At 68.8% G+C, this 24,132-nt stretch carries 30 protein-coding genes and 1 tRNA gene; 6 read left to right on the top strand and 25 right to left on the bottom strand.

Annotated elements, in window-relative coordinates:
- On the top strand, positions 1-264 hold a 264-nt coding region (locus tag AC01Y6_RS05460), incomplete at its 5' end, for an N-acetyltransferase family protein (protein ID WP_476670618.1).
- Between the two features lie 25 nt (positions 265-289).
- Here AC01Y6_RS05460 and AC01Y6_RS05455 read toward each other — a convergent pair.
- The 9 genes from AC01Y6_RS05455 to AC01Y6_RS05415 form a co-directional block, all read right to left on the bottom strand.
- Positions 290-529, bottom strand: a complete 240-nt coding sequence (locus AC01Y6_RS05455) for a ferredoxin (RefSeq protein ID WP_054647405.1) — start codon at positions 527-529, stop codon at positions 290-292.
- Positions 530-627: 98 nt separating this feature from the next.
- Entirely contained in the window at positions 628-1,167 is a 540-nt protein-coding gene (locus AC01Y6_RS05450) for a hypothetical protein (RefSeq protein ID WP_347241332.1), read from the bottom strand.
- A 4-nt stretch (positions 1,168-1,171) separates the two neighbouring features.
- Positions 1,172-1,864 (bottom strand): NTP transferase domain-containing protein, encoded by a 693-nt coding sequence (locus AC01Y6_RS05445; RefSeq protein ID WP_476670625.1) that lies wholly within the window; start codon positions 1,862-1,864, stop codon positions 1,172-1,174.
- A gap of 54 nt (positions 1,865-1,918) precedes the next feature.
- Complete coding sequence (locus AC01Y6_RS05440; RefSeq protein WP_476670616.1) at positions 1,919-3,532, bottom strand: PEGA domain-containing protein; 1,614 nt, start codon at positions 3,530-3,532, stop codon at positions 1,919-1,921.
- Between the two features lie 68 nt (positions 3,533-3,600).
- On the bottom strand, positions 3,601-4,551 hold the full coding sequence (locus AC01Y6_RS05435) for an acetyl-CoA carboxylase carboxyltransferase subunit alpha (RefSeq protein ID WP_347241327.1): 951 nt from the start codon (positions 4,549-4,551) through the stop codon (positions 3,601-3,603).
- Positions 4,535-5,392 (bottom strand): acetyl-CoA carboxylase, carboxyltransferase subunit beta, encoded by an 858-nt coding sequence (gene accD / locus AC01Y6_RS05430; protein WP_347241326.1) that lies wholly within the window; start codon positions 5,390-5,392, stop codon positions 4,535-4,537. Before accD ends, AC01Y6_RS05435 begins: the two co-directional genes overlap by 17 nt.
- Positions 5,392-5,763, bottom strand: a complete 372-nt coding sequence (locus tag AC01Y6_RS05425; protein WP_476670614.1) for a bactofilin family protein — start codon at positions 5,761-5,763, stop codon at positions 5,392-5,394. Before AC01Y6_RS05425 ends, accD begins: the two co-directional genes overlap by 1 nt.
- A 1-nt stretch (position 5,764) precedes the next feature.
- Positions 5,765-6,667 carry a M23 family metallopeptidase gene (locus AC01Y6_RS05420; RefSeq protein WP_347241324.1) on the bottom strand — a complete coding sequence of 301 codons (903 nt, stop codon included), beginning with the start codon at positions 6,665-6,667 and terminating at the stop codon, positions 5,765-5,767.
- Positions 6,668-6,714: 47 nt separating this feature from the next.
- Entirely contained in the window at positions 6,715-7,986 is a 1,272-nt protein-coding gene (locus AC01Y6_RS05415; RefSeq protein ID WP_476670612.1) for a thymidine phosphorylase, read from the bottom strand.
- 22 nt (positions 7,987-8,008) lie between these two features.
- Here AC01Y6_RS05415 and AC01Y6_RS05410 point away from each other — a divergent pair, with 22 nt between their 5' ends.
- The gene (locus tag AC01Y6_RS05410; protein WP_476670610.1) at positions 8,009-8,527 is read left to right on the top strand and encodes a Uma2 family endonuclease; all 519 of its coding nucleotides are present in this window, start codon (positions 8,009-8,011) and stop codon (positions 8,525-8,527) included.
- Positions 8,528-8,625: 98 nt separating this feature from the next.
- On the opposite strand, the gene fba is transcribed toward AC01Y6_RS05410, so the two are convergent.
- The 3 genes from fba to panC are packed head-to-tail and all read right to left on the bottom strand — an operon-like array spanning position 8,626 to position 11,528.
- A complete protein-coding gene (fba, locus tag AC01Y6_RS05405) occupies positions 8,626-9,543 on the bottom strand; it encodes a class II fructose-1,6-bisphosphate aldolase (protein ID WP_476670609.1) in 918 nt (305 codons plus the stop codon).
- 48 nt (positions 9,544-9,591) lie between these two features.
- Positions 9,592-10,701, bottom strand: coding sequence for a type IV pilus twitching motility protein PilT (locus AC01Y6_RS05400; protein ID WP_428721905.1), 1,110 nt, complete (start codon positions 10,699-10,701; stop codon positions 9,592-9,594).
- Positions 10,698-11,528: a pantoate--beta-alanine ligase gene (gene panC, locus AC01Y6_RS05395; RefSeq protein ID WP_476670608.1), complete on the bottom strand. Its 831-nt coding sequence runs from the start codon at positions 11,526-11,528 to the stop codon at positions 10,698-10,700. The genes AC01Y6_RS05400 and panC overlap by 4 nt, the downstream gene beginning before the upstream one ends.
- Positions 11,529-11,549: 21 nt before the next feature.
- Here panC and AC01Y6_RS05390 point away from each other — a divergent pair, with 21 nt between their 5' ends.
- Positions 11,550-11,831 (top strand): hypothetical protein, encoded by a 282-nt coding sequence (locus AC01Y6_RS05390; RefSeq protein WP_347241318.1) that lies wholly within the window; start codon positions 11,550-11,552, stop codon positions 11,829-11,831.
- Between the two features lie 141 nt (positions 11,832-11,972).
- Here the strand turns inward: AC01Y6_RS05390 and rsfS are convergent, their stop codons facing one another.
- The 9 genes from rsfS to secG form a co-directional block, all read right to left on the bottom strand.
- On the bottom strand, positions 11,973-12,314 hold the full coding sequence (gene rsfS, locus AC01Y6_RS05385; protein WP_347241317.1) for a ribosome silencing factor: 342 nt from the start codon (positions 12,312-12,314) through the stop codon (positions 11,973-11,975).
- Between the two features lie 6 nt (positions 12,315-12,320).
- Positions 12,321-13,415 (bottom strand): LCP family protein, encoded by a 1,095-nt coding sequence (locus AC01Y6_RS05380; protein ID WP_476670606.1) that lies wholly within the window; start codon positions 13,413-13,415, stop codon positions 12,321-12,323.
- The gene (gene yqeK / locus AC01Y6_RS05375) at positions 13,405-13,962 is read right to left on the bottom strand and encodes a bis(5'-nucleosyl)-tetraphosphatase (symmetrical) YqeK (protein ID WP_428715423.1); all 558 of its coding nucleotides are present in this window, start codon (positions 13,960-13,962) and stop codon (positions 13,405-13,407) included. The genes AC01Y6_RS05380 and yqeK overlap by 11 nt, the downstream gene beginning before the upstream one ends.
- Positions 13,937-14,497 (bottom strand): nicotinate-nucleotide adenylyltransferase, encoded by a 561-nt coding sequence (nadD, locus tag AC01Y6_RS05370; protein ID WP_476670605.1) that lies wholly within the window; start codon positions 14,495-14,497, stop codon positions 13,937-13,939. The genes yqeK and nadD overlap by 26 nt, the downstream gene beginning before the upstream one ends.
- Positions 14,498-15,751 (bottom strand): GTPase ObgE, encoded by a 1,254-nt coding sequence (gene obgE, locus AC01Y6_RS05365; protein ID WP_476670603.1) that lies wholly within the window; start codon positions 15,749-15,751, stop codon positions 14,498-14,500. It lies immediately after the preceding gene.
- Between the two features lie 6 nt (positions 15,752-15,757).
- Positions 15,758-16,015, bottom strand: coding sequence for a 50S ribosomal protein L27 (gene rpmA, locus AC01Y6_RS05360; RefSeq protein WP_054638771.1), 258 nt, complete (start codon positions 16,013-16,015; stop codon positions 15,758-15,760).
- 3 nt (positions 16,016-16,018) lie between these two features.
- The gene (gene rplU, locus AC01Y6_RS05355; RefSeq protein WP_347241312.1) at positions 16,019-16,324 is read right to left on the bottom strand and encodes a 50S ribosomal protein L21; all 306 of its coding nucleotides are present in this window, start codon (positions 16,322-16,324) and stop codon (positions 16,019-16,021) included.
- Between the two features lie 96 nt (positions 16,325-16,420).
- Positions 16,421-16,496 (bottom strand) — tRNA-Ala (locus tag AC01Y6_RS05350).
- 36 nt (positions 16,497-16,532) lie between these two features.
- Positions 16,533-16,760, bottom strand: coding sequence for a preprotein translocase subunit SecG (secG, locus tag AC01Y6_RS05345; RefSeq protein ID WP_428720545.1), 228 nt, complete (start codon positions 16,758-16,760; stop codon positions 16,533-16,535).
- Positions 16,761-16,815: 55 nt separating this feature from the next.
- Here secG and AC01Y6_RS05340 point away from each other — a divergent pair, with 55 nt between their 5' ends.
- On the top strand, positions 16,816-17,748 hold the full coding sequence (locus AC01Y6_RS05340) for a threonine/serine dehydratase (RefSeq protein WP_476670602.1): 933 nt from the start codon (positions 16,816-16,818) through the stop codon (positions 17,746-17,748).
- Positions 17,749-17,770: 22 nt separating this feature from the next.
- Positions 17,771-19,402: a formate--tetrahydrofolate ligase gene (locus AC01Y6_RS05335; protein ID WP_476670601.1), complete on the top strand. Its 1,632-nt coding sequence runs from the start codon at positions 17,771-17,773 to the stop codon at positions 19,400-19,402.
- Here the strand turns inward: AC01Y6_RS05335 and carA are convergent.
- From carA to AC01Y6_RS05315, 4 genes are read right to left on the bottom strand one after another with little or no spacing between them, the layout of a single operon-like run.
- The gene (gene carA, locus AC01Y6_RS05330; RefSeq protein ID WP_476670600.1) at positions 19,399-20,574 is read right to left on the bottom strand and encodes a glutamine-hydrolyzing carbamoyl-phosphate synthase small subunit; all 1,176 of its coding nucleotides are present in this window, start codon (positions 20,572-20,574) and stop codon (positions 19,399-19,401) included. The genes AC01Y6_RS05335 and carA overlap by 4 nt on opposite strands.
- A 42-nt stretch (positions 20,575-20,616) precedes the next feature.
- Positions 20,617-21,156, bottom strand: coding sequence for an N-acetyltransferase (locus AC01Y6_RS05325; protein ID WP_347241075.1), 540 nt, complete (start codon positions 21,154-21,156; stop codon positions 20,617-20,619).
- Entirely contained in the window at positions 21,149-22,537 is a 1,389-nt protein-coding gene (gene argH, locus AC01Y6_RS05320) for an argininosuccinate lyase (protein WP_476670599.1), read from the bottom strand. The genes AC01Y6_RS05325 and argH overlap by 8 nt, the downstream gene beginning before the upstream one ends.
- Positions 22,527-23,729 (bottom strand): argininosuccinate synthase, encoded by a 1,203-nt coding sequence (locus AC01Y6_RS05315; protein WP_476670598.1) that lies wholly within the window; start codon positions 23,727-23,729, stop codon positions 22,527-22,529. Before AC01Y6_RS05315 ends, argH begins: the two co-directional genes overlap by 11 nt.
- A gap of 205 nt (positions 23,730-23,934) precedes the next feature.
- Here AC01Y6_RS05315 and AC01Y6_RS05310 point away from each other — a divergent pair.
- Positions 23,935-24,132, top strand: a 198-nt coding sequence (locus AC01Y6_RS05310) for an Ig-like domain-containing protein (protein ID WP_476670596.1), incomplete at its 3' end; no start/stop codon positions are given.

Here is a 24,132-nt window from a genome sequence, read left to right as displayed (position 1 = left end):
CTCCACTACCCCGAGGCCCGGGACGCCACCCTAAGCCTCCTCCTCATCCGGGAGGACCGCCAGGGCCAGGGGCTTGGAAAACGGGCCCTGAGGCACCTGCTGGGCCACCTCGCCGGGGTGGAGCGGCTTTACGCCGTGGTCTACGGGCACAACCCCCGGGCCAAGGCCTTCTTCCGGTCCCAGGGGTTCCGCCACGTTAAAGACGGAGGGCCCGCCCTCAGCTGGTACGTGCGGGAACTCCGAAATCCCCCGTGCTGGCCCTAGCCAGCACGGGAGCCCTGGGAAGGAACTACTCTAGGCCCGCCAGCTTGCGGTTTTTCTCAATGTAGAACTTCCACTGCTCGGGCACGTCCTCCTCGGGGAAGATGGCGTTCACCGGGCAGGCGGGCACGCAAGCCCCGCAGTCAATGCACTCCTCGGGGTGGATGTAGAACTGGTCCCCCCCGTCGTAGATGCACTCCACCGGGCAGACTTCCACGCAGGACTGGTCCTTCACGCCGATGCAGGGCTCACAGATCACGTGCGGCATCCTTCACCTCCCGAGCTACCGCTCCCCCCTATTTTAGGGCACCCGTCCTCCTGTCAAGGCCCACCCCCTTCTTGGGCGGATCCCCGGCACCCCCGCGGTCATACCCCCAGGTGCCGGAAGAAGGCCTCGCGGGGGATGGCCCCCAGCACCTCCTCCCCCCGGGTCACCAGGACCAGGGGCTGGCGGAGGAAGAGGGGGTAAAGCTCGCTCATCGCCACCTCCGCCTCCACGCTGGGCACCTCCTCCAAGGGGAGGATGTGGTCGGCGAGGCCCAGAACCCCCACCGGTCTTCCCGCCTGCTCCAAGAGGGCCACCCCGCGGCCCTCGTAGGCCTCCAGGGCCTCCGCCCGGGGGAGGGGCCGGGCCAGGCGCCAGGCCGGGGTGGGGCCTAGAAGCCCAGCGGTGAGAAGGGTGAGGCAGGGCACCCGCACCGCCCGGCCCGCCACGGCCAGGGCAAAGGAGAAGGTGAGGAGGAAGGCAAGCCCTTCCAGGAGGCCAAAGAGGTTGAACCCCCGCCACCCAAGCCGCCCCTCGCCCCCCAGGAGGTAGTGGACGAGGAGGGAGGAAAGAAGCCCCAGAACCAGGGCCGCCAGGTAGGCGAAAAGCCCGGCCAGGCGAAGCTCCTTCACCGTGCGCATGGGCTTAGCTTACCAGGTCTTCCTCCCGGTCCACGTCCACCCCCACCTCGGGGTAGGGGGTAATGAGGGCCCTGGCCTCCACCCCCAAAAGGCGCCTGGCCCGAGCCTCCAGCTCCCCAAGGGAAAGCCTTCCCAGAAGGAGCTTCAGGAGGATGTCCCAGCCGATGCGCCGGGCCAGGGCCAGGGGCCTTTTCCGGAGGGCCACCACCTCCTTGGCCAGGGGCAGGGCCCGGAAGAAGAGGGGCTTGTCCAGAAGGAGGAGGTTGCCCCCGGTGAAGGTGCCCTCCCTCAGGCGGGCGTAGGTGCGGCGGTTCCCGGGAAAGCGGGCCTCCACCCGCTCCTTGGGCACGATGGGGTAGACCAGGGCCGCCTCCGGGGCCCGCTCCAGGACGAAGCTCACCGCCTCGGGGGTCAGGTGGGGGAGATCGGCGGTGGCCACCAAGACCCTCCCCTCCACCTGGGCCAGGGCGGCCTCGAGGTTGGCGAGGAGGCTCCCCTGGTCGGGAAGGGTGAGCCTCGGAGGGGGGGAAAGCCCCGGGTTTTCCCCCACGTAGATGGCCGAAAGGCCCGCCCCCGCCAGGGCCTCCAGGACCCACTCCGCCATGGGCCTTCCCCGGTAGGGCACCAGGGCCTTGCTCTTAACCCCGTACTTCTTTGCCCAGGGCTCCTCGCCCCCGGCCAGGACGATGGCCTCCATCCCCTTCATGCTACTTCCCGGCCCGGCTCACGCCGGGCCGGGAAGGAAGCCCCCTTAGCGCAGGGGCACCAGGCTCAGGCGGAGGACCTGGGGCCCATCCACCCGCACCCCCTGGACCAGGGTGCGGTAGCCCTTGGCCACCAGGGTGAGCTCGTGCTCGCCCAAGGGGGCCTCGAGACGGAGGTAGCCCCCCTTGGCCACCCCCACCTCCTCCCCGTCCAGGAAGACCCGGGCCTCCACGTTGAGGTAGAGCTCCAAGGAGGCCCGCACCGGGGTGAGCTCCACGTAAAGGCGCACGCTCTCCCCGGGGCGCACCTCCACCTGGGAGCGGTACTCGGCGTAGCCCGGGGCCACCACCCGCACCTGGTGGAAGCCGGCCTCGAGGCTCACCCTAAGGGGGGCCCGCCCCACCAGGCGGCCGTCCACGTAGACCTCCGCGCCCTCGGGCCTGGCCTCCAGGAGGAGCTCCCCGGTGCGGAGAGGCCTCAAGTTGGCGGAAAGCCGGGTCTCCCGCCCCCCCTCCACCCGGACCGAGGCCGCGTAGGGCTCGTACCCCGGGAGGCGGAGCTCCACCCGGTAGCTGCCCTCGTCCAGGCTGAGGCGCAAGGGGGTGCGGCCCTGGAGGCGCCCGTCCAGGTAGACCTCGGCCCCTTGAGGGCTGGTCTCCAGGTAAAGGGTGCCCGTGCGGGGCAGGGGCACCAGGCGGACCTCAAGCCTTGCGGTCTCGCCCCGGCGCACCTGGACCACGGCCTGGTAGGGCTGGTAGCCGGAAAGCCTGAGCTCCACCTGGTAGCGGCCCTCGGGGAGGGCAAGGTTCAAGGGCGTGCGGCCCCGCAAGGCCCCCTCCACGTACACCTCGGCCCCGGATGGGGTGGAGTCCACGCTCAGGCTTCCCTGCCGGGGCTCGGGGGAAAGCTGGGCGGAGATCCGCACCTGCTCCCCCGGCTTGGGGTTCACCGTGACCCGGTAGGGCTGGTAGCCGGAAAGCCTGAGCTCCACCTCGTGCCGCCCCGGGTTCACGGAGAGGCTGAGGGGGGTGCGGCCCTGGAGGCGCCCGTCCAGGTAGACCTCGGCCCCTTGGGGATTAGAGTCCACGCTTAAGGTGGCCGTGGCCGGAGGAGGGGGCGCCATGCGGCCCACGAAGTACCGGGCCACGTCCGTGACCCAGTCCTTATCCGGCAGGGGCTCTATCACGATGGAAAGCGCCCGGGCCAGGCCCTCCGCCCCCTGGACCTTTACCCGGTTCGCCTCCACGTCCAGGATCTCCCCCAAGGAGAGGGGGCGGCGGCTGGCCACCGCCAGGACCTTGTCCTCCCCCTCGGGGCCGGTCACGGTGTAGCGGTAGCGGGCCCCTTCCGGGGGAAAGCGCCGGGTCTCGCCCGCCCGGAGGAAGTTGTCCCGCTCGTAGGCGTTGGGGAGGATGGGGTCTATCTTGCCGTCGGCGTTGACGTTGAAGAGGTAGACGTAGGCGTCCCGGTTGACGTTCACGTAGATGTAGATGGGCTCGCCCACCTGATAGACGGCGCTCCCCCGCTTGGCCGGGTCCTTGTCCACCCACACCCGGACCTGGAGATCCGTGGGCACCGGGTTGATGAGGATGCCCTGAGGGGTTATCTGTTGGGCCAAGGTGAGGCCCAGTCCCAAAACCGCCGCGAGGAGTTTCCGCATCGCTCTCACCTCCGCCTTCAGGCTAAGCCCAAGGTGTGAAAATCCTGAGGGAAAAAGGCCAAGACCCCTTAAGGCTCGGCGTAGGCGCCAAGGGCGCGGAAGCGGCGGTAGCGGTTCTGGTAAAGGGCTTCCGGGGAAAGCCCTTTGAGCTCCTCCAGGGTCCTTAGAAGGGCCTCCTTGATGTTCCTTATGGCCCCTTCCGGGTCCTTGTGGGCCCCGCCCTCGGGCTCGGGGACGATGGCGTCCACCACCTTGAGCCTAAGGAGGTCCTCGGCGGTGAGCTTTAGGGCCTCGGCGGCCTTCGGGGCCTCCTTGGCGTCCCGCCAGAGGATGGCGGCGCAGGACTCGGGGCTGATGACCGAGTACCAGGCGTTCTCCAGGATGAGGACCCGGTTGGCCACGGCGATGGCCAAGGCCCCCCCGCTCCCCCCCTCCCCCAGGATCACCGTCACGGCGGGGACCCGGAGGCGGCTCATCCGCTGGATGCTCTGGGCGATGACCCAGGCCTGCCCCCTTTCCTCGGCGGAGACCCCGGGGTAGGCCCCGGGGGTGTCCACGAAGGTGAGGAAGGGGTAACCGAAGCGGTCCGCCAGGTCCATGAGGCGCATGGCCTTGCGGTACCCCTCGGGGTGGGGCATGCCGAAGTTGCGCTGGAGGTTCTCCTTGGTGTCCCGGCCCTTCTGGTGCCCCACCACCACGACCTTCTCCCCCTCGAGGTAGGCGAGCCCCCCCACGATGGCGGGGTCGTCGGCGAAGGCCCGGTCCCCGTGGAGCTCTATGAAGTCCTGGAAGGCCTTTTCCAGGACGTCCAGGGTGGTGGGCCTCCCGGGGGCGCGGGCGAGCTGGACCCGCTGCCAGGGGGTGAGGTTCCCGTAGGTCTCCCTCTTGAGCCGGGCCAGGCGCTCCTCCAGGAGGCGGATCTCGGCCTCGAGGTCCACCCCCGTGGCCTTGGCCGTCTCCTTGAGCTCTTGGATGCGCTTTTCCAGCTCCAGGATGGGCTTTTCAAACTCCAGGGGCATAGGCCACTCCGGGGTGCAGGTGGCGGAGCACCCTAACCAGCTCGTCCCTGAGCTTCCGGCGGTCGGTGACCCGGTCCACCATGCCGTGCTTCAAGAGGAACTCCGAGCGCTGGAAACCCTCGGGGAGCTCCTGCCGGATGGTCTGGCGGATGACCCGGGGCCCGGCGAAGCCGATGAGGGCCCCGGGTTCGGCGAAGATCACGTCGGCCAGGGCGGCGAAGCTCGCCGTCACCCCTCCCGTGGTGGGGTCGGTGAGGACGGAAACGTAGGGGAGGCGCTTGGCGAAGAGAAGGTCCAGGCTCATCACCGTCTTGGCCATCTGCATGAGGGAGAGGGCGGCCTCCTGCATCCTTGCCCCCCCCGAGGCGGCCACGATAACCAGGGCCCTCCCCTCCTCCGCCGCCCTTTCCGCCCCGCGGGCGATCTCCTCCCCCACCACGCTCCCCATGGAGCCCCCGGCGAAGGCGTAGTCCATGACCATGAGGACCGCGGGCACCCCCCCGATCCGGCAGGTGCCCCCCAGGATGGCGTCGGGCCTATGCGTCTCCTCCTGGTAGGCCTTGAGCCTTTCCGCGTAGGGCTTGGTGTCCACGAAGCCCAAGGGGTCCAGGGGCCGAAGCCTCGTGATCTCCTGGAAGGTCCCGGGGTCGGCCAGCATCTCCACCCTCTCCCGGGCGGGCATGCGGTGGTGGTGGCCGCACTTGGGGCAGACGTAGAGGTTTTCCTGGAACTCCTTCTTATAAAGCTGGACCCCGCAGGCCTCGCACCTGGTCCAAAGCTCGGGGACGTCCCGGCCTCCCCCGCTGGGCCGCTTCCTGCGGAAGAGCCTCTCCAGGGCCATCACCCCTCCTTGGGGGCCTCGAGGACCCGCTGCTCCCCGACCACGCTCTGGCCCACGAAGACCGCCCCCGCCTCCACGTCCAGGGCCTGGGCCCGGAGGGTCCCGGTGAAGCGGGCGGTCTTGGAAAGGGAAACCTTTTCCGCCACCAGGTCCGCCTTGACCTCGCCGTGGATGTGAACCGCCTTGGCCTCCACCCGCTCCCCCTCTACCCTCCCCGTGGGGCCTACCTCCAGCTCCCCCTCCACCAGGACCAAACCCTGCACCCTGCCGTCTATGCGCACATGGCCCTTGGCCTTGAAGTCTCCCAGGACCTCGGTATCGGGACCCAGGTAAGTGAGGGTACGCTCCTTTCTTCCCAGCATCCGCCCCATTCTACCGGGTGTACCAGGTGGGGTCCAAGTAGGCCACGGGGTTCATCGGCGTCCCGTAGCGATAGACGCCGTAGTGGAGATGGGGCCCGGTGGAGCGTCCGGTGGAGCCCACGTAGCCCAGGACCTGGCCCCGCTTTACCCTCTGGCCGGGGCGCACGGCGGCGCGGGAAAGGTGGCCGTAGAGGGTCTGGTAGCCCTGGGCGTGGTCCAGAAGCACCGCCAGGCCGTAAGCCCCCATCCACCCCACCCGGACCACCACCCCGGCTCCCGTGGCGTAGACCGGGGCCCCGTAGGGAGCGGAAAAGTCCAGGCCGTCGTGGAACTCCCAACCGGGCCCGAAGGGGTTTTGGCGCATGCCGAAGAAGGAGGTCACCCCCCCATGCCCCCGGAGGGGAAGCCCCCGGGGAAGGCTCTCCTCTATCTCCAAGGCGCGCTCCAGGGCGGGGGCCACCTCGGCCAGCTGGTTCTTCAGGTCCAGAAGGGTGGCCTCCACCTCGGTCCAAGCTGCCATGGCCCCGCCCCCTCGAGCCCCTTCCCGGTAGCGGACGGGGGTGGCGTTGATGGGGGAAAGCCCGGCCCGGCGGCGGAGCTCGTCTATCTTCTTCTTCAGGGCTTCCAGCTCCTTTTTGGTGCGCTCCGCCTCCTGGGAGAGAGCCCCGTTCTTGGCCCGCTCCGCCTCCAGGGCCAGGGAAAGCCGCCGTGCCTCCTGCGAGAGGGCAAAAAGCTTGGCCTCCAGGGCCCACGCCTCCTTGGCCCGGTGCCAGAGGTAGAAGTTCACCCCCGTCCAGAGGGCGAGGAAGGCCAGGAAGAGGCCGAGGGCCCATCCGGGAAAGGTGAGGGCCCGGCTCCCTCCGCCGCTTTTGGCCAGGAGGAGGGTGTACCGGGCGAGCCGCTTCCTTTTCATCGCAGAGAGTATACCACCCGGGAAGCCGGGGGCCAACCCTAAAACTCTTAGACCAAATCCAGGATCAAGGGCATAGGCCGGGCCTCCTCCCCCAAGGCGTAGGCGGCCTTGAGGTGGGCCAGGGCCTCCTCCAGGCCCCGGCTCCGGTGGTAGACCAGGGCCAGGGCCTCCCCCCTTGCCACCCGGTCCCCGGGCTTCTTGAGGAGCCACACCCCCACGCCGTGGTCAATGGGCTCTCCCTTCTTCCGCCTCCCGCCTCCCAGGGCCAAAACGGCGAGGCCCACCCGGTAGGCGTCCACCTCCCGCACCACGCCCTCCCCTTCGGCGAGGAGGGGAAGCTCCTCGGCGAGGGGAAGGAGGGAAGGGTCCTCCACCACCCGGGGGTCCCCCCCCTGGGCCTCGAGGAAGGCCCGGAACTTCTCCAAGGCGGCCCCGCCCTCCAGGGCCTTGCGGGCCAGGGCGGGGTCCAGGCCCTCGAGCTTCAAGGCCTCCTCCGCCAGGGCCAGGGCCACGGCCACGAGGTCCTCGGGGCCCCTTCCCTTGAGGGTTTCTATGGCCTCCCGCACCTCTATGGCGTTCCCCACCGCTTGCCCCAGGGGGGCCTCCATGGAGGTGAGGAGGGCCCTGACCCGCCTTCTTGCCCCCTCGCCGATCTCCACCATGGTCTTGGCGAGAAGCCTCGCCTCCTCCAGGGTCTTCATGAAGGCCCCCTTGCCCACCTTCACGTCCAAGACGATGCTCCTCGCCCCGGCGGCGAGCTTTTTGCTCATGATGGAGCTCGCGATGAGGGGGATGCTCTCCACCGTGGCGGTGACGTCGCGGAGGGCGTAAAGCCTCCCGTCCAGGGGGGCGAGGTCCGGGCTTTGGGCGGCGATGACCAGGCCTATTTTCCGGGCCCTTTCCAGGAACTCCGCCTCCGTCATCTCCCCCCGCCAGCCCGGGACGGATTCCAGCTTGTCTATGGTCCCCCCGGTGTGGGCCAGGCCCCGGCCCGACATCTTGGCGAAGGTGCACCCGCTGGCGGCCAGCACGGGCCCCACCACCAGGCTCACCTTGTCCCCCACGCCTCCTGAAGAGTGCTTGTCCACGGGGTGGGGAAGGCCAAAGAGGTCCAGCACCTTCCCCGAGCGGGCCATGGTCTCGGTGAGCCAGAGGGTTTCCTCCCGGTCAAGGCCCCGGAGAAAGGCCGCCATGAGCCAGGCGGAAACCTGGTAGTCCGCCACCTCGTCCCTTAGGTAGCCGAGGAGGAAGGCCTCGAGGTCCTCCCGCCGGTGCTTAAGGCCGTCCCGCTTTTCCCGGATGAAGGCCACGGGGTTCATGGGCCCATGCTACGCTAAGGGCGTGGCCACCCGGTACCGGTTCGGGCTGGAAGAGTACGGACGGCTCTTCCAAGGGGTACGGAACGTGGAGCTTCTAAAGGGGGAGGTCTACCGGATGAGCCCCATCGGCCCCAAGCATGCCTGGAGCGTGGCCCGTCTAACCCGGCTTTTCACGGAGGCCCTGGGGGACCGGGCTGTGGTCTGGCTCCAGAACCCCATCCGCCTACCCCCCCACTCCGAGCCCCAGCCCGACCTCGCCCTCCTCCGCCCCAAGGACTATGGCGAAACCCTCCCTACCCCCGAGGACATCCTCCTCCTCATAGAGGTGGCGGAAACCAGCCTGGACCACGACCCAGGCCTAAAGCTTCCCCTCTACGCCGAGGCGGGCATCCCCGAGGTGTGGCTCCTGGACCTCAAGGCAAACCGCCTCCACGTCTACCGGACGCCCAAGGCCGGGGTGTACACGGAGCACCGCATCCTCCTCCCCGGGGAGGAAGCCGAGCCCCTGGCCTTCCCAGGGGTCCGGATCCCCTGGAGCTAAGCGCCCGCGCCTTGGTTTCGCAGCATGGGATGACCGAACCGGGGCTAGGGGGAAGTCCTTCTGGGGCCCCCGCCGCGGCTTTTGCCGCGGTGGGGTACTTAGGCTTTCCCCACGGAGCCGAAAAGCTCCATGCGGCTTTTCACCACCTCCTTCACCGCCTCCCGGGCGGGGCCCAGGTACTTCCTCGGGTCAAACTCCTTGGGGTTTTTCCCCAGGGTCTCCCGCACCAAGGCGGTGAAGGCGAGGCGGAGGTCGGTGTCGGTGTTGATCTTGGCGATGCCCAAGGAGATGGCCTTCCTGATGTCCTCGGGGTGGATGCCCGCGGCCTCCCCGATCTCGCCCCCCGCGGCCCGGAAGCGCTCCACGAGCTCCGGGGGCACGGCGCTCGCCCCGTGGAGGACGAGGGGGGCGGGAACCAGGGCGGCGATCCTCTCCAGGCGGGGGTGGTCAATGAAGGGCCTCCCCTTTCCCTTGTAGGCCCCGTGGCTCGTGCCGATGGCCACCGCCAGGTAGTCGGCCCCGGTCCTTTCCATGAAGACCCGGGCCTCCTCGGGGTTGGTGAGGAGGGCGTCCTTCTCGTCCACGGCCACGTGCTCCTCAATGCCCGCAAGCCGCCCGAGCTCCGCCTCCACCGTGACCCCCACGGCGTGGGCCGCCTCCACCACCCGCTTGGTCTCCCGGACGTTGGTCTCAAAGTCCTCGTGGGACTTATCGATCATCACGCTGGTGAAGCCCGCCCTCAGGGCCCTTAGGACGCTCTCGTAGCTGGAGCCGTGGTCCAGGTGCACGGCCACGGGCACCCGGGCCTCCTTGGCCATCTCCACCACCATGCAGGTGAGGGCTTTGCCCCCGTACTTCATCGCCCCCTCGGATAGCGCCAGGATCACGGGGCTTTTCGTCTCCTCGGCGGCCTCGAGGATGGCCTGGGTGAACTCCATGTTGTTGGTGTTGAAGGCCCCTACCCCGTACCCTTCCGCCCGCGCCCTTTTCAGGATTTCCAGACCCGTCGCCAGCATAAGCGCCTCCGGCCCCGATTATACCGGCATGGAAGCGTGGAAAGGGGCTCAGTAGGCCTGCCCCGTGGCCTTGGTGAGGAGGAGCCGGAACTCGTGGGGGCTGGTGGCGGCGGAGAGGGCGTCCTCGAGGGAGATGAGGCCCTCCCGGTAGAGCTCCACCAGGTGCTGGTCAAAGGTGCGCATCCCGTGGATGGACCCCTCCATCATGGCCTCCTTGATCTGGGGGGTCTTGTCCTCGTCCTTGATGAGCTCCCGCACGTAGGGGGTGGCGATGAGGACCTCCAGGGCCAGGACCCGCCCCTGGCCGTCCGCCCGGGGGAGGAGCCTCTGGGAGAGGATGCCGAGGAGGGACTCGGCGAGGAGGATGCGCACCTGCTGGTGCTCGTGCAGGGGGAAGAACTCGATGACGCGGTTGATGGTGCGCCAAGCGTCCAGGGTGTGCAGGGTGGAGAGGACCAGGTGGCCGGTCTGGGCGGCCATGAGGGCGGCCTCCACCGTCTCCTTGTCCCGCATCTCCCCGATGAGGATCACGTCGGGGTCCTGGCGCATGGCGTACTTGACCCCGGAGTAGAAGCTCTCCGTGTCCAGCCCCACCTCCCGCTGCACCACCAGGCTCTTCTTGTGCTTGTGGAGAAACTCTATGGGGTCCTCAATGGTGATGATGTTCTTGGCGTAGTGGAGGTTGATGTGGTCAATGAGGGCCGCCAGGGTGGTGCTCTTGCCGCTCCCCGTGGGCCCCGTGACCAGGATGAGGCCCCGCTCCTTGGCGGCGAGGCCTTCCATCACCTCCCGGGGAAGGCCCAGGGCCTCAAAGCTCGGGATGACCTCGGAGACCACCCGCATCACCAGGCCGAAGCTTCCCCGCTGCCTTAGGAGGTTGCAACGGAAGCGGGCCACCCCGGGGATGGTGTAGGCGAAGTCCATCTCCTTGCGGTACTCCATCTCCTCCCACTGCTCCGGGGTAAGGAGGGCCCGGGCAATGGCCTCGGTGTCCTTAGGGGTGAGGGGGCGGTTGCCGAAGGGCCTAAGCTTCCCGTCCACCCGCACCATGGGCGGGGCCCCCGCCTGCAGGTGGATGTCCGAGGCCCGGGCCTGGACCATGGCCTTGAACATCTCCACAAGGCTTTGCCTACCTTCCTGGGGTTGGGCCTCGCTCATGGGTAGACCTCCAGGTTATCTATAAGCCGCGCCTCGGGAAACCGCCCGGCCACGATCCCCCTGGCCCCCACGACCCAGTCGGCGAGGGGCAGGAGGGTCTCCGGGTGGACGATGGCCAGGTAGTCCGTGCGGAACTCGGGCACCTCCCGAAGGACCCCCTCCCCCGCCCTAAGGGCCTCGGCCACGCTTCCCCCCCTTCCCGCCACCTCCCGCATGGCGGAAAGGGCCTGGTAGAGCACCGAAGCCTTCCTGCGGGTCCCGGGGGAGAGGTAGACGTTGCGGCTGGAAAGGGCCAGGCCGTCCTCCTCCCGCACCGTGGGCACGCCCACCACCTCCACGGGGAAGCCCAGGTCCTGGACCATCTTCCGAATGACCAAAAGCTGCTGGTAGTCCTTCTCCCCAAAATAGGCCCTTTGGGGGCCTACCAGAAGGAAGAGCCTGGCCACCACCGTGGCCACCCCCTGGAAGTGGCCGGGGCGCACCTCCCCTTCCCAAAGGGCGGTGAGGGGGCCCTCCACCTGGACCCGGGTGGCAAAGCCTTTGGGGTACATCTCCTCCACCCCGGGAGCGAAGAGAAGGTCCACGCCAGCTTCCTCCAAGAGGGCCTGGTCCCGCTCCAAGTCCCGGGGGTAGCGGTGGTAGTCCTCCCCGGGACCGAACTGCAGGGGATTCACGAAAATGGAAACCGCCACGAAGGGGTTCTCCCGCCGGGCCCGTTCCACCAGGGCGAGGTGCCCGCGGTGGAGGTAGCCCATGGTGGGGACGAAGCCCACCCCTTCCTTGGGCAGGGCCTCCCTTAGCTGGGCCACGGTGCGGACCACCTTCACGGGCTCCAGTATACTTTCTCCGTGGGGAAGAAGAAGCGCGAGGAAAAGCTCAAGAAGAAGGCCCTGAAGGAGTGGGAGGCCCGGCGGCCCAAGACCTTCCGCGAGGCCCTCCGGTACTTCCCCGGGGTCTTTCTGCGCACCGCCTTGGTGATGATGGGGGCGGTGGCCCTCATCCTCCTCCTCGGCGCCCTGGGGCTTGGGATCGCGGCGAGCTTCTGGTTCCAGCTTTTGGTCTACCTGGGGTTTTACCTCGCTTTCCAGCGCTTCATCATGGGGCCCTTGGCCCCTCCTAGGCTGAAGTAGCTGAGCGCCCGCGCCTTGGTTGGGGTGCCCTGGCTTGGGCTAGGGAGGGGCTTTTGGGGGCTTCCGCTCTGGCTTCTCCCAGAGCGGGGTACCTAAGCACCCGCTGCAACACGGGATGCCCGAGCTTGGGCTGTGGGGTACTTAGACCCTGTCGGCGTCGGCCCAGAAGCCCTCGAGGTCGTAGTAGGCCCGGGCCTCGGGGGTCATGAGGTGGACCACCACCTCCCCGTAGTCCAGGACCACCCAGCGGGGGCTCTGCCCCTCGGTGGGCCGGGGGCGGAGGCCCTCCTCCTCAAGCTTCTCCTGCAGGTGCCGCTCCAGGGCCTGCAGGTGGGGGGTGCTGGTGGCGCTGGCCAAGACAAAGTAGTCCAGGGTTTCGGAAACCCTGCGGAGATCCAGGGCCACCACGCCTTCCGCCTTCTTTTCCAGGAGCAGGTCCTTGATGCGCCCCACCAAGTCCAGGGCCTCCTTGGTCTTCACCATCCGAGCTCATTGTAGCAGGTCCCGCCCAAGCTCCACCACCACGCCCTCCAGGGGCCGGTGGGGAGCGAGGAGGGGCAGGTGGAAGAGGTCGGCGAAGTAGGCCCCGGCCTCGGGGTCTTGGGCGTAGACGGCGCTCTTGACCACATGGGCAGCTTCCTCCTCGGCCCCTATTCCCTCCTGGGCCAGGAAAAGCCGGGCCCAGGCCAGAAGCTCAGGCTCCCCCCTAAGGCGCACGGCCACCCGGGGAGGCGAAGAGGAAGGAGCCCCGCCGAAGAAGGCGGAGAGGAAGCGCCCCTTCGCCTCCTCGTCCACATAGAGGAAGGTGCCGGGGCCCTCCCGGGTGGGAAGGGTGGCCAAGGTAAGCCTGAGCCCCCGCACCGCCGGAAGGTGGATGAGGAGCTCCTCCAGGGTGAGGTCGGTGTCCAGCTCCCCCCAGGCCTCCCGCAGGGCCTGGGTGAGGGCAGGCCAGGTCCTGGGATCTTGCGCCCTCTTCATGACCTGCCCGACCACCTCCTTAATCCGGTCCAGCCGGGCGTAGTCCCCCAGGGCGTCGTGGCGGAAGCGCATGTACTTCACCGCCTCCTCGCCCGAGAGGTGAAGGGGCCCCGCGGGGAAGTCTATGAAGAGCTTCGCCGCCCGGTCGGTGTAGCGCATGGGCTTTTCCAGGTAGACCTCCACTCCCCCCACGGCGTCCACCACCCGGGCCACGCTCTTTAGGGTGAGGACGAGGTGGCGCTCGGCCACGAGGCCCGTGGCCTCCTCCACCGCCCGCTTCAAAAGCTCGGGCCCGCCCCGCCCGTAGGCGGCGTTGATCTTGCCGCTCACGAGGGGGCTAAAGAGGTCCCGGGGGATGGCCACCCCCTTCACCTCTCCCCCCTCGAGGCGCAGGTAGAAGATGGTGTCCGTGCGGCTTCCAGGACCGCAGGGCGTGTGGTAGCCGCAGTACTCGATGTCCCGGGCGGCCACCACCACCCCCATCTCCGGCAGGGGCCCAAGCCGCACCGGGCGGACCTCCTCCGAAGGCGCGCGGGGCCAGGAGAGCACCCCCCCAAGGGCGAAGAGGGCCAGGGCCAGGAGAAGGAAGAAAAGCCTAGGGCGCATCCTTCAGGCTGCGGTAAACCGCTAGGGTCTTGGGGTGGACGGGAATCCCCTTGGCGGCGAGGTAGTTCACCTTGTTCTCCACCGCCCGGCGGTAGGCCTCAAGAAGCTCCCCGGAAAGGGCGAGCTCCCGGATCTCCCCGTTCACCCCTCTGCCCGGCTCGGAGATGTCGGCGATGTAGAGGGCCATGCCCAGGGCGTTTCCCGGCTCCACCCCGAAGACGTGGCCCTCTATGGCCTCCAGCACCTCCTCATCCCCCACCCCCCAGGCCTCGGCCAGCCTGCGGGCCGCCCGGCCGTGGAGGGAAAGGGGGTGGGCCCGCTCCACCTCGTTCTCCGGGGGAGCCAGCCTCTTTAGCTCTTCCTCGGGGAGGTCCCGGGCGGCGTCGTGGAGGAGGCCCGCAAGGTAGGCCCGCTCCCCGTCCAGCCCGTTTTTCTCGGCGATCTCCTTGGCCAAGGCCGCCACCCGGAGGATGTGCTCCAGGCGCTCGGGACGCACCAGGGCCCTGACCTTCTCCAGAAGCTCAGCGGTAGAGGCCGTGCTTTTCAAGGTACACCTCCACGGGGCGGGGAACCCAGTAGCGGACGCTCAGGCCCTCCTTGAGGCGCCTGCGGATCTCGGTGCTGGAGATGCCCACCTCGGGAACCAAAAGGGGCACCACCGGCAGGGGCACCCCCTCTAGGGGGTAGCCGGGACGGGCCACGGCCACCAGGGTGGCGAGCTCGGGGAGCCTTCGCCCCTCCTTCCAGGTGAGGACGTCCCGGTAGGCGTCCGCCCCGGTGATGAAGAAGAGCTCGTCCTCCGGGAAAAGCCGCCGGGCCTCCTCCAGGGTGTCCACGGTGTAGCTGGGGCCTGGCCGGTCCAGCTCCAGCCTCGAGGCCAAAAAACGCCCGTCCTCCCCCGTGGCCAGGAGGACCATCTCGTAGCGGGCCTCCGGGGGGGCCACGGGGGTCTTGTGGGGGGGCCGGGCGGCCACCACGAAGAGCACCCGGTCCAGGCCGAGGGCGCTCGCCGCCTCGCTGGCGGCGATGAGGTGCCCCAGGTGGATGGGGTCAAAGCTCCCGCCGAAGAGGCCCAGGCGCACCTATCCCTCCGGGATGTACTCAAACTCCAGCCCGGCCACCCGCACCACGTCCCCCGCCCGCACCCCCTTGGCCCTGAGGGCGGCCTCCACCCCGTGGCGCTTGAAGAGCTCCTGGAGGTAGCCCGCGGCCTCGAGGAGGTCCCCCTTGAGGCGCCTTAGGCGGCGCTCCACCTCGGGGGCCCGCACCTCGTAGACCCCCTCCTCCAGGGGCACCACCTCCACCCCCGCCCTGACCTCGGTCCGGGGCGCGGGCTTGGGAAGCTCGGGGGCGGGGGTGGCCTGCACCAGGTTCCAGAGGGCCTCCTTTAGCCCCGGTAGCCCCTCCCCGGTGAGGGCGCTCACCGGGACCACGGGAAGCCCCTCCTGGGCAAGCCCCGCCACCTGGGCCCCCACCTCCTCCGGGGAAAGGAGGTCCACCTTGTTGAGGGCCACGAGGCTCGGCCGCAGGAGGAGCCCCCGGTCGTAGGCCCCCACCTCCCGCCTCAAGGTGCGGAGGGCGGAAAGAGGGTCCTCCGTGGCGTCCAGGACGTAGAGGAGGACCCGGGTGCGGGCGATGTGGCGCAGGAAGTCCAGGCCAAGCCCCCTGCCCTGGCTCGCCCCCGCGATGATCCCCGGGATGTCGGCCAGGGTGAAGCGCTCCTCCTCGGAGACCTCCACCACCCCCAGGTTGGGGCTTAAGGTGGTGAAGGGGTACGGGGCGATCTTGGGGTGGGCCCGGGTGGTGGCGGCGAGGAGGCTGGACTTTCCGGCGTTGGGGTAGCCCACCAGGCCCACGTCGGCGATGAGCATGAGCTCCAGCCTGAGCCTCCGCTTCTCCCCCTCCTCCCCCGCCTCGGCGAAGCGGGGGGCCTGGCGGGTGGGGGTGGCGAAGTGGGCGTTCCCCCGCCCCCCTTCTCCGCCCCGGGCCACCAAGACGGTCTGGCCCTCCTCGGTGAGGTCGGCCAGGAGCTCCCCGGTGTCGGCGTCGTAAACCCGGGTGCCTCGAGGCACCTCAATGAAGAGGTCCTCCCCGGCGCGGCCGTGCTGGCCGCTTCCCTTGCCGTGCTCCCCGTCTTCGGCCTTGTAGGTGCGCTTGGAAAGCCCGGAGAGGGAGTCCACGCTCCCCCGGGCCCTAAGGTAGACGTCCCCCCCCCGACCCCCGTCGCCTCCGTCCGGCCCCCCCTTGGGCACGAACTTCTCGCGGCGGAAGGAAACGGCGCCGTCGCCACCCCTACCGGCGGCGACGGTGATGTGGAGAACGTCCCGAAAGGCCAAGGCCCCCTAGCTCAAGGGGCGCACGTGGACGTAGCGGCCGAGGCGCCCCTTGTCCTGGAACTCCACCACCCCGTCCACCAGGGCGAAGAGGGTGAAGTCCCGGCCCATGCCCACGTTCTTGCCCGGCTTGAAGCGGGTTCCCCGCTGGCGGACCAGGATGTGGCCCGCCCGCACCACCTGGCCGCCAAACCGCTTCACCCCCAGGCGCTTGGACTGGGAGTCGCGGCCGTTTTTCGTGGAACCAAGTCCCTTTTTATGCGCCATGGCTCACCCCTGGATCTCCTTGATGAGGATCTCGGTGTAGGGCTGGCGGTGCCCCCGCTTCCTGCGGTACTGCACCTTGGCCTTGAACTTGGAGACGGTGATCTTCTTGCCCCGGCCGTGGGCCAGGACCTCGGCCACCACCTTGGCCCCCTCCACGTAGGGCGCTCCCACCGCCACCTTCTCGCCCCCCAGGAGGAGGACGGGAAGCTCCACCTGGCTCCCCGGCTCGGCCTGAAGCTTCTCCACCTTCAGCCTCAGGCCGGGCTCCACCCGGTACTGCTTTCCACCCGTCTTGACGATCGCGAACATGGCTTCCCCTTTGGGCCCTTGGGCCCTACCGGCCTTTCACTATACCCAAACCTTAGCCCTCCTGCAAGCCGAAGCCCCCCTTGCGGGGGGCTTTCCTGGTGGAGCCGAGGGGATTCGAACCCCTGACCTCCTCAATGCCATTGAGGCGCGCTCCCAACTGCGCCACGGCCCCAGGCAAGGCCCATGGTACCGGGGAGAGGGCCTCTTGTCAACGGGGCCAGAGGCCGATGAGGAGGGCCAGGGCGGCGAAGACCACCCCCAGGATGACGGTGAGGCGGTAAAGCCCCCCCGTGACCCCCCGGGCGGAGAAGAGGTCGGCGGAGGCCCCCATGAGGTCCCCCGCCCCCTGCTTGGGCTCCTGCACCAGGACCAGGTAGACCAAAAGCCCGGCCACGCCGAGGTAGAGGAGGATGACCAGGGTGTAGAGGAAGTCCATACCCCTCCCACTCTAGCGCGGGAAGGCCCGCGTGTCCACCTGGCATCATGGGGGCATGGACCTCGCCGGGATCCACGCCGCCTTTCGCCGCATCGCCCCCTACACCCACCGCACCCCCCTCCTCACCTCCCGCCTCCTGGACGAGCTTTTGGGCAAGCGCCTCCTCCTCAAGGCCGAGCACCTGCAGAAGACCGGAAGCTTCAAGGCCCGGGGGGCGCTTTCCAAGGCCCTCACCCTGGAAAACCCCAAGGGGCTCCTCGCCGTTTCCAGCGGGAACCACGCCCAGGGGGTGGCCTACGCCGCCAGGGTGCTCGGGGTGAGGGCCCTGGTGGTCATGCCCGAGGACGCGAGCCCCTACAAGAAGGCCTGCGCCCGGGCCTACGGGGCCGAGGTGGTGGACCAAGGGGTGACGGCCAAGAACCGGGAGGAGGTGGCCGAGGCCCTCCTCAAGGAGACGGGCTACGCCCTCGTCCACCCCTTTGACGACCCCCTGGTCATCGCCGGGCAAGCTACGGCGGGGCTTGAGCTCCTGGCCCAGGCGGGGCGGATGGGGGTCTTCCCCGAGGCCGTCCTCGCCCCCGTGGGGGGCGGGGGGCTCCTCGCCGGGGTGGCCGTGGCGGTGAAGGCCCTCTCCCCCAAGACCCTGGTCCTCGGGGTGGAGCCCGAGGCCGCGGACGACGCCAGGAGGAGCCTCGAGGCGGGAAGGATCCTCCGCCTGGAAGCCCCTCCCAAGACCCGGGCCGACGGGGTGCGCACGCTAAGCCTGGGAAAGCACACCTTCCCCATCCTCAAGGAGAAGGCGGACGGGGTCCTCGCGGTGAGCGAGGAGGCCATCTTGGAGGCCGAGCGCCTCCTCTTCACCCGCACCAAGCAGGTGGTGGAGCCCACGGGCGCCCTCCCCCTGGCCGCGGTGCTGGAGCACGGGGCGGGCCTTCCCAAGACCCTCGCCCTCCTCCTCTCCGGGGGAAACCGGGACTTCTCTCCCTAGGGGGTGGGTGTAGGCTCTAGGCGTGATCGTACGGGAAGCCCTTTTGCCCATAGAAGAGGTGGCGGCCAAACTGGGCTTAAGCCGGGAAAGGCTCTACCTCTACGGCCCCCACATGGCCAAGGTCCTGGGCGAGCCCCCAAAGGCCAAGGGGAGGCTCATCCTGGTCACCGCCATCACCCCCACCCCGGCCGGGGAAGGCAAGACCACCACGGCCATCGGCCTGGTGGACGCCCTGTGGCGCCTGGGGAAGCGGGCGGCCCTGGCCCTGAGGGAGCCCTCCTTGGGCCCCGTCTTCGGGGTGAAGGGCGGGGCCACGGGGGGCGGGAAGGCCCGCGTGGAGCCCCGCCACGAGATCAACCTCCACTTCACCGGGGACTTCCACGCGGTGACCAGCGCCGTGAACCTCCTAAACGCCCTCCTGGACAACCACCTGCACCAGGGAAACGAGCTCGGCATTGACCCGAGGCGCGTGGAGCTCAAGCGGGCCATAGACATGAACGACCGGGCCCTTAGGCACATCGTCCTGGGCCTTGGGGGCAAGGCCCACGGGGTGCCCCGGGAAGGGGGGTTTGAGCTCACCGTGGCCAGCGAGGTCATGGCCCTCATGAGCCTGGCCCGGGACTTTCAGGACCTGAAGCGGCGCCTCGGCCGGATGCGGGTGGCCTTCACCCACGAGGGCAAGCCGGTGTACGCCGCAGACCTCCAGGCGGTGGGGGCCATGGCCGCCCTCCTCCGGCAGGCCTTCCTCCCCAACCTGGCGCAGACCGCCGAGGGGAACCCCGCCTTCATTCACATGGGGCCCTTCGGCAACATCGCCCACGGCACCAACTCCCTGAGGGCAAGCCTCTTCGCCCTGGGCCTCGCGGACTTCGTGGTGCAGGAGGCGGGCTTCGCCACGGACCTGGGGATGGAGAAGTTCATGAACGTGGTGGCCCGCACCACGGGCCTCGTCCCCGAGGCGGTGGTCCTGGTGGCCACCATAAGGGCCCTCCGCTACCACGGGGGGCAGGACGCCTACGGGATGCCGGACCTAAAGGCGGTGAAGGAGGGCCTCGCCAACCTGGAAAAGCACGTGGAGAACGTGGAGCTCTTCGGCTACACCCCCGTGATCGCCCTAAACCGCTTCCCCGGCGATACCCCGGAGGAGATCGCCCTGGTGCGGGCCTTCGCCGAGGAAAGGGGCCTCCCCTTCGCCCCGAGCGAGGTCTACGCCAAGGGGGGCGAGGGGGGTCTGGAGCTCGCCGAGAAGGTCTTGGAGGCCCTCGCCCTTCCCCACGCCTACCGGCCCCTCTACCCCCTCGAGGCCCCCCTGGAGGAGAAGGTGGAGGCCATCGCCAGGAAGGTCTACGGGGCGGAAAGGGTGGAGTGGAGCGAGGAGGCGAAGCGCGCCCTCAAGGCCGCGAAGAAGGAGGGGTGCGAGGCCCTGCCCGTGGTCATGGCCAAGGCCGCCACCTCCCTCTCCGACAACCCCAGGCTCCGGGGCCGCCCCCAAGGCTTCACCGTGCGGGTCACGGACCTCCGCTGCCGCCTGGGGGCGGGGTTCGTGGTGGTCTACATGGGGGGGATAGAGACCCTTCCGGGCCTGCCCAAGTCCCCCCAGGCCCTCCAGATTGACGTGGACGAGGAGGGCAACATCCGGGGGATGGACTACTAGATCCCGTGCTGGTCCGCCCGCTGCTTCTCCACGGGAAGCCCGGTGGCCCCGTGGAAGGCCTCCACCTCCTCCAAAAAGCGGCGGAAGAGGTAGAGGGCGTCGTGGGGGCCCGGGGCGGCCTCGGGGTGGTACTGGACGGAGAAGACGGGGTAGCGGGCGTGGGCCATGCCCTCGAGGGTGCCGTCGTTCAGGTTCACGTGGGTGGGGCGGAAGTCCTTGAGGGAGTCTATGTCCACCGCGTAGCCGTGGTTTTGGCTGGTGATCTCCACCTTGCCCGTCTTCAGGTTCTTCACCGGGTGGTTCGCGCCCCGGTGGCCGAACTTCATCTTGAAGGTCCGCCCCCCCGCCGCCAGGGCCAAGAGCTGGTGCCCCAGGCAGATGCCGAAGGTGGGCAGAAGCCCCATGAGCTTCCAGATGGTCTCGTGGGCGTAGCGGGGCATGGCGGGGTCCCCGGGGCCGTTGGAGATGAGGAGGCCGTGGGGCTCCAGGGCCATGATCTGGTGGGCCGGGGTCTTCCCGGGGACCACGATGACCTCAAAGCCGAGGGCGGCCAGGTTCTCCACGATGGCGTGCTTGATGCCGAAGTCCATGACCACGATGCGCCGCCCCGACTTCAAGGTGGGCCAGGCGTAGGGCAGAGGGGTGGAGACCTCGGGGGTCATGTCCCGCCCGTCAATGTCCGTCCAGGCCTGGGCCTCGCGGCGCAGGGCCTCGAGCTCCCCCTCGGTGAAGGCGCGGTCGGGGGCGCCGAAGAAGCTGGCGTGGGCGATGGCCCCTTTCAGCACCCCGCCTTCCCGGATCTTCCGCACCAGGGCCCGCGTGTCTATGCCCTCAATCCCCACCACCCCGTAGAACTCCATGAACTCCCCGAGGGTCTGCTGGGCCCGGGGGTTGGAGGCCACGCGGCTGAACTCCTTGGCCACGAAGCCCTTCACCCAGGGGCGGTTGGACTGCATGTCGTAGACGTTCACCCCGTAGTTGCCCTGGTGGGGGTAGGTCATGACCACGATCTGGCCGTGGTAGCTGGGGTCGGTCATGATCTCCTGGTAGCCGGTCTGGGCGGTGTTGAAGACCACCTCCCCCACCGTTTTCCCCCGGGCGCCGAAGGCGTAGCCGTGGTAGACGGTGCCGTCCTCCAGGACCAAAACGGCGCGCTCCTTCAGTCCAGCCATTCCTCCTCCAGGTAGCGGGTTAGGGTGCCCATCCCGTTCATTCTAGCCCCCGGAAGCCCCTGGGGAAAACTCCTTGATGACGGCGATCTCCCGGCAGTTCTCGTAGAAGGGGCAGGCGTTGCACTCGCTCCAGACCTTGGGGGGAAGGGCCTCCCGGCTCGTGACCCGGTAGCCGAGCTTGCGGAAGAAGTTCACCTGGAGGGTCCAGGCGAAGACCCGGGGAAGCCCGAGGTCGCGGGCCTCCCTCTCCGCCCCCAAAACGAGCCAGCGCCCGAGGCCCTGCCCCTGGCGGCTCGGGTGGACGGCGAGGCCCCTTATCTCGGCGAGGTCCCGCCAGAGGACGTGGAGGGCCACGGTGCCCACGATCTGGCCGTCCTCGTCCTCGAGGACCAGGAAGTCCCGGATGTTCTCGTAGAGGTGGCTGTGGCTCCGCACCAGCATCAGGCCCTTCTCCGCCCAGTAGCGGATGAGCCAGTAGATGGCGTCCACGTCGCCAAGCCTCGCCCTCCTGAGCTCCAGGGCCGCCTCGAGGCGCACCTCGGGCAAGGCCACCTGGGCCAGGGGAACGGTGATCTCAGTCAAGGCCCACCTCCTTCTTGGCCTCCAAAAGCCTTTCCCGCACCGCCTCGGGGGCCGTGCCGCCATAGGAGCGGCGGCGGTGGATGGCCGTCTCCAGCCGGAGGAGGGGGAGGGCGTCCTCGGCGAAGAGGGGGTGGTGGACCCTAAGCTCCTCCAGGGTGAGGTCCTTGAGGGCCCGCCCCTCCTCGGAAAGCCTGCGCACGAGCCTCCCCACCACGTGGTGGGCCTCCCGGAAGGGAAGGCCCTTCTCCGCCAGGTAGTCGGCGAGCTCCGTGGCCAGGGCGTAGCCCCCCTCCGCCGCCCGCCACATCCTCTCCCGGTTCCACTTAAGCCCGGGAAGCAGGGCGGAGAGGAGCCTGAGGCTATCCCGGTAGGTAGCGAGGGCGTCCAGAAGGGGCTCCTTGTCCTCCTGGAGGTCCTTGTTGTAGGCGAGGGGGAGGCCCTTCACCACCGAAGAAAGCCCCACCAGGGCCCCGAGGACCCTCCCCGCCTTGGCCCGGATGAGCTCAAGGACATCGGGGTTCTTCTTCTGGGGCATGATGGAAGACCCGGTGGCGAAGGCGTCGGGAATCTCCACGAAGCCGAACTCCTCGGTGCTGTAGAGGATGAGCTCCTCGGCGAGGCGGGAGAGGTGGAGCTGGCCGATATTCAGGGCGGAGAGGACCTCGAGGGCGAAGTCCCGGGAGGCCACCGCGTCCAGGGAGTTCCGCATGGGGGCCTTAAAGCCGAGCTCCCTCGCGGTGAAGTGGCGGTCTATGGGAAAGCCCGTCCCCGCGAGGGCGGCCGCCCCCAGGGGGCTTTCGTTGAGGCGCTCTCTGGCGTCCTCCAGGCGCCCTGCGTCCCGCCCGAGCATCTCGTAGTAGGCGAGGAACCAGTGGGCGAGGAGCACGGGCTGGGCCCGCTGCAGGTGGGTGTAGCCGGGGAGGACGTAGGGGGGGTCCAGGTGCCTTTCCGCCTCCCGCACCAGGACCCGGCGGAGCTCTAGAAGGAGGGCGAGGAGCTCGTCTAGGGCGGCCCGCAGGAAGAGCCTGAGGTCGGTGGCCACCTGGTCGTTGCGGCTCCGGGCGGTGTGGAGCTTGCCCCCCGGGGGGCCAATAAGCTCGGTGAGGCGGGCCTCGAGGTTCATGTGCACGTCCTCCAGCTCCTCCCGCCAGGGGAAGGTGCCCGCCTCTATCTCCTCCTCAATCCGGTCCAACCCCTTTAGAATCGCCTCAAGCTCCTCCCCGGTGATTAGGCCCACGGCGTGGAGCATGCGGGCGTGGACCCGGTTCTGCCAGAGGTCCTCCCGCCAAAGCGCCCGGTCAAAGGGGAGGGAGGCGTTGAAGCGGGCCGCGAGGGCATGGGGCCCCTCCCCGAAGCGCCCCCCCCAGGTCCTATGCGCCATGGCCCTCCCTCTCCAGAAGGGCCCGCACCCGGAGGCGCAGGGCCTGGATCTTGATGAAGCCCTCGGCGTCCTTCTGGTGGTAGCCCCCCGCCTCGTCAAAGGAGACCAGGTCCTTCCGGTAGAGGCTCTTTGGCGCCTTCCTCCCCACCACGTAGACATTGCCTTTGTAAAGCTTGAGCCGGGCCACCCCGGTGACCGCCTTCGCCACGTGGTCAACGTAGGCCTGGAGGGCCTCCCTTTCGGGAGCGTACCAGAAGCCGTAGTAGACGAGCTCGGCGTACTTGGGGGAAAGCAGGTCCCGCTGGTGGAGGACCTCCCGGTCCAGGGTGAGGCTTTCCACCGCCCGCCGGGCGTGGTAGAGGATCGTCCCCCCCGGGGTCTCGTAGACCCCCCGCGACTTCATGCCCACGAAGCGGTTCTCCACGATGTCCACCCGGCCCACCCCGTGCCGCCCCCCGATCTCGTTAAGCCTTTGCAAGAGAGCCGCCGGGGAAAGCCTCTCCCCGTTCACCGCCACGGGGTCGCCCTGGAAAAACTCCACCTCCACGTACTCCGGGGCGTCGGGGGCCTCCTCGGGGTCTTGGGTCATGCGGAACATCCCTTTAGGGGGCTCGGCCCAGGGGTCCTCGAGGACCCCGCCCTCGTAGGAAATATGCAGGAGGTTGGCGTCCATGGAGTAGGGGCTCTCCTGGGTCACGGGGACGGGGATGCCGTGGGCCTCGGCGTAGGCGATCATCTCCTGGCGTCCCTGGAAGCGCCACTCCCGCCAGGGAGCGATGACCCGGATATCGGGCTTCAGGGCGTAGGCGGTGAGCTCAAAGCGCACCTGGTCGTTCCCCTTCCCCGTGGCCCCGTGGGCGACGGCCTCGGCCCCCTCTTCCTCGGCAATCTTCACCAGGTACTTGGCGATGAGGGGGCGGGCGATGGCCGTGCCGAGGAGGTAGTAGCCCTCGTACACCGCGCCAGCCCGCATCATGGGGAAGACGAAGTCCCGGACGAACTCCTCCTTGAGGTCCAAGGCGATGGCCTTGGAGGCCCCGGTCCTCAAGGCCTTCTCCCGGGCCTCCTCCACCTCCTCCCCCTGGCCGATGTCCGCGGTGAAGGCGATGACCTCGGCCCCGTAGGTTTCCTTAAGCCACTTGAGGATGATGCTGGTGTCCAGTCCGCCGGAGTAGGCCAAGACGATCTTCATGTCCCTCCCAGTCTACCCCCTCGAGGGGGTGTGCATAAGTATACACCAACCTCTTGCAATGATTTGCACCCGGTTGACGCCCATCCCAAGGTAAGGGTAGCATTGGCCTTGCGGACCAGCCGCAAGAGGGAGGTTTCCCTATGCCGAAACCCTATCTTCCCAGGTCTAGGCAAGTCCAAGGCAAGCTGGAGCAAGGAGGTGCTTTATGAGGAACCGACTGGGCGCAATGGGGTTTCTTCTAGGTGCCCTGCTCCTCGCCGCGTGCTCCCAGGACGCCGTGAAGCCCAAGGTGTCCATCGCCTCTCCCCAGGACGGCGCCACCGTCAACCAGGCTTCCATAACCGTCCAGGGCACCGCCCAGGACAACGTCCGCGTGGCCAGGCTCACCTACCAGCTCAACGGC

The sequence above is a fragment of the Thermus sp. genome (genome assembly GCF_056332225.1).
The sequence above is the reverse complement of the archived record's forward strand: the minus strand, read 5'-3'. Positions and strand labels throughout refer to the sequence as shown.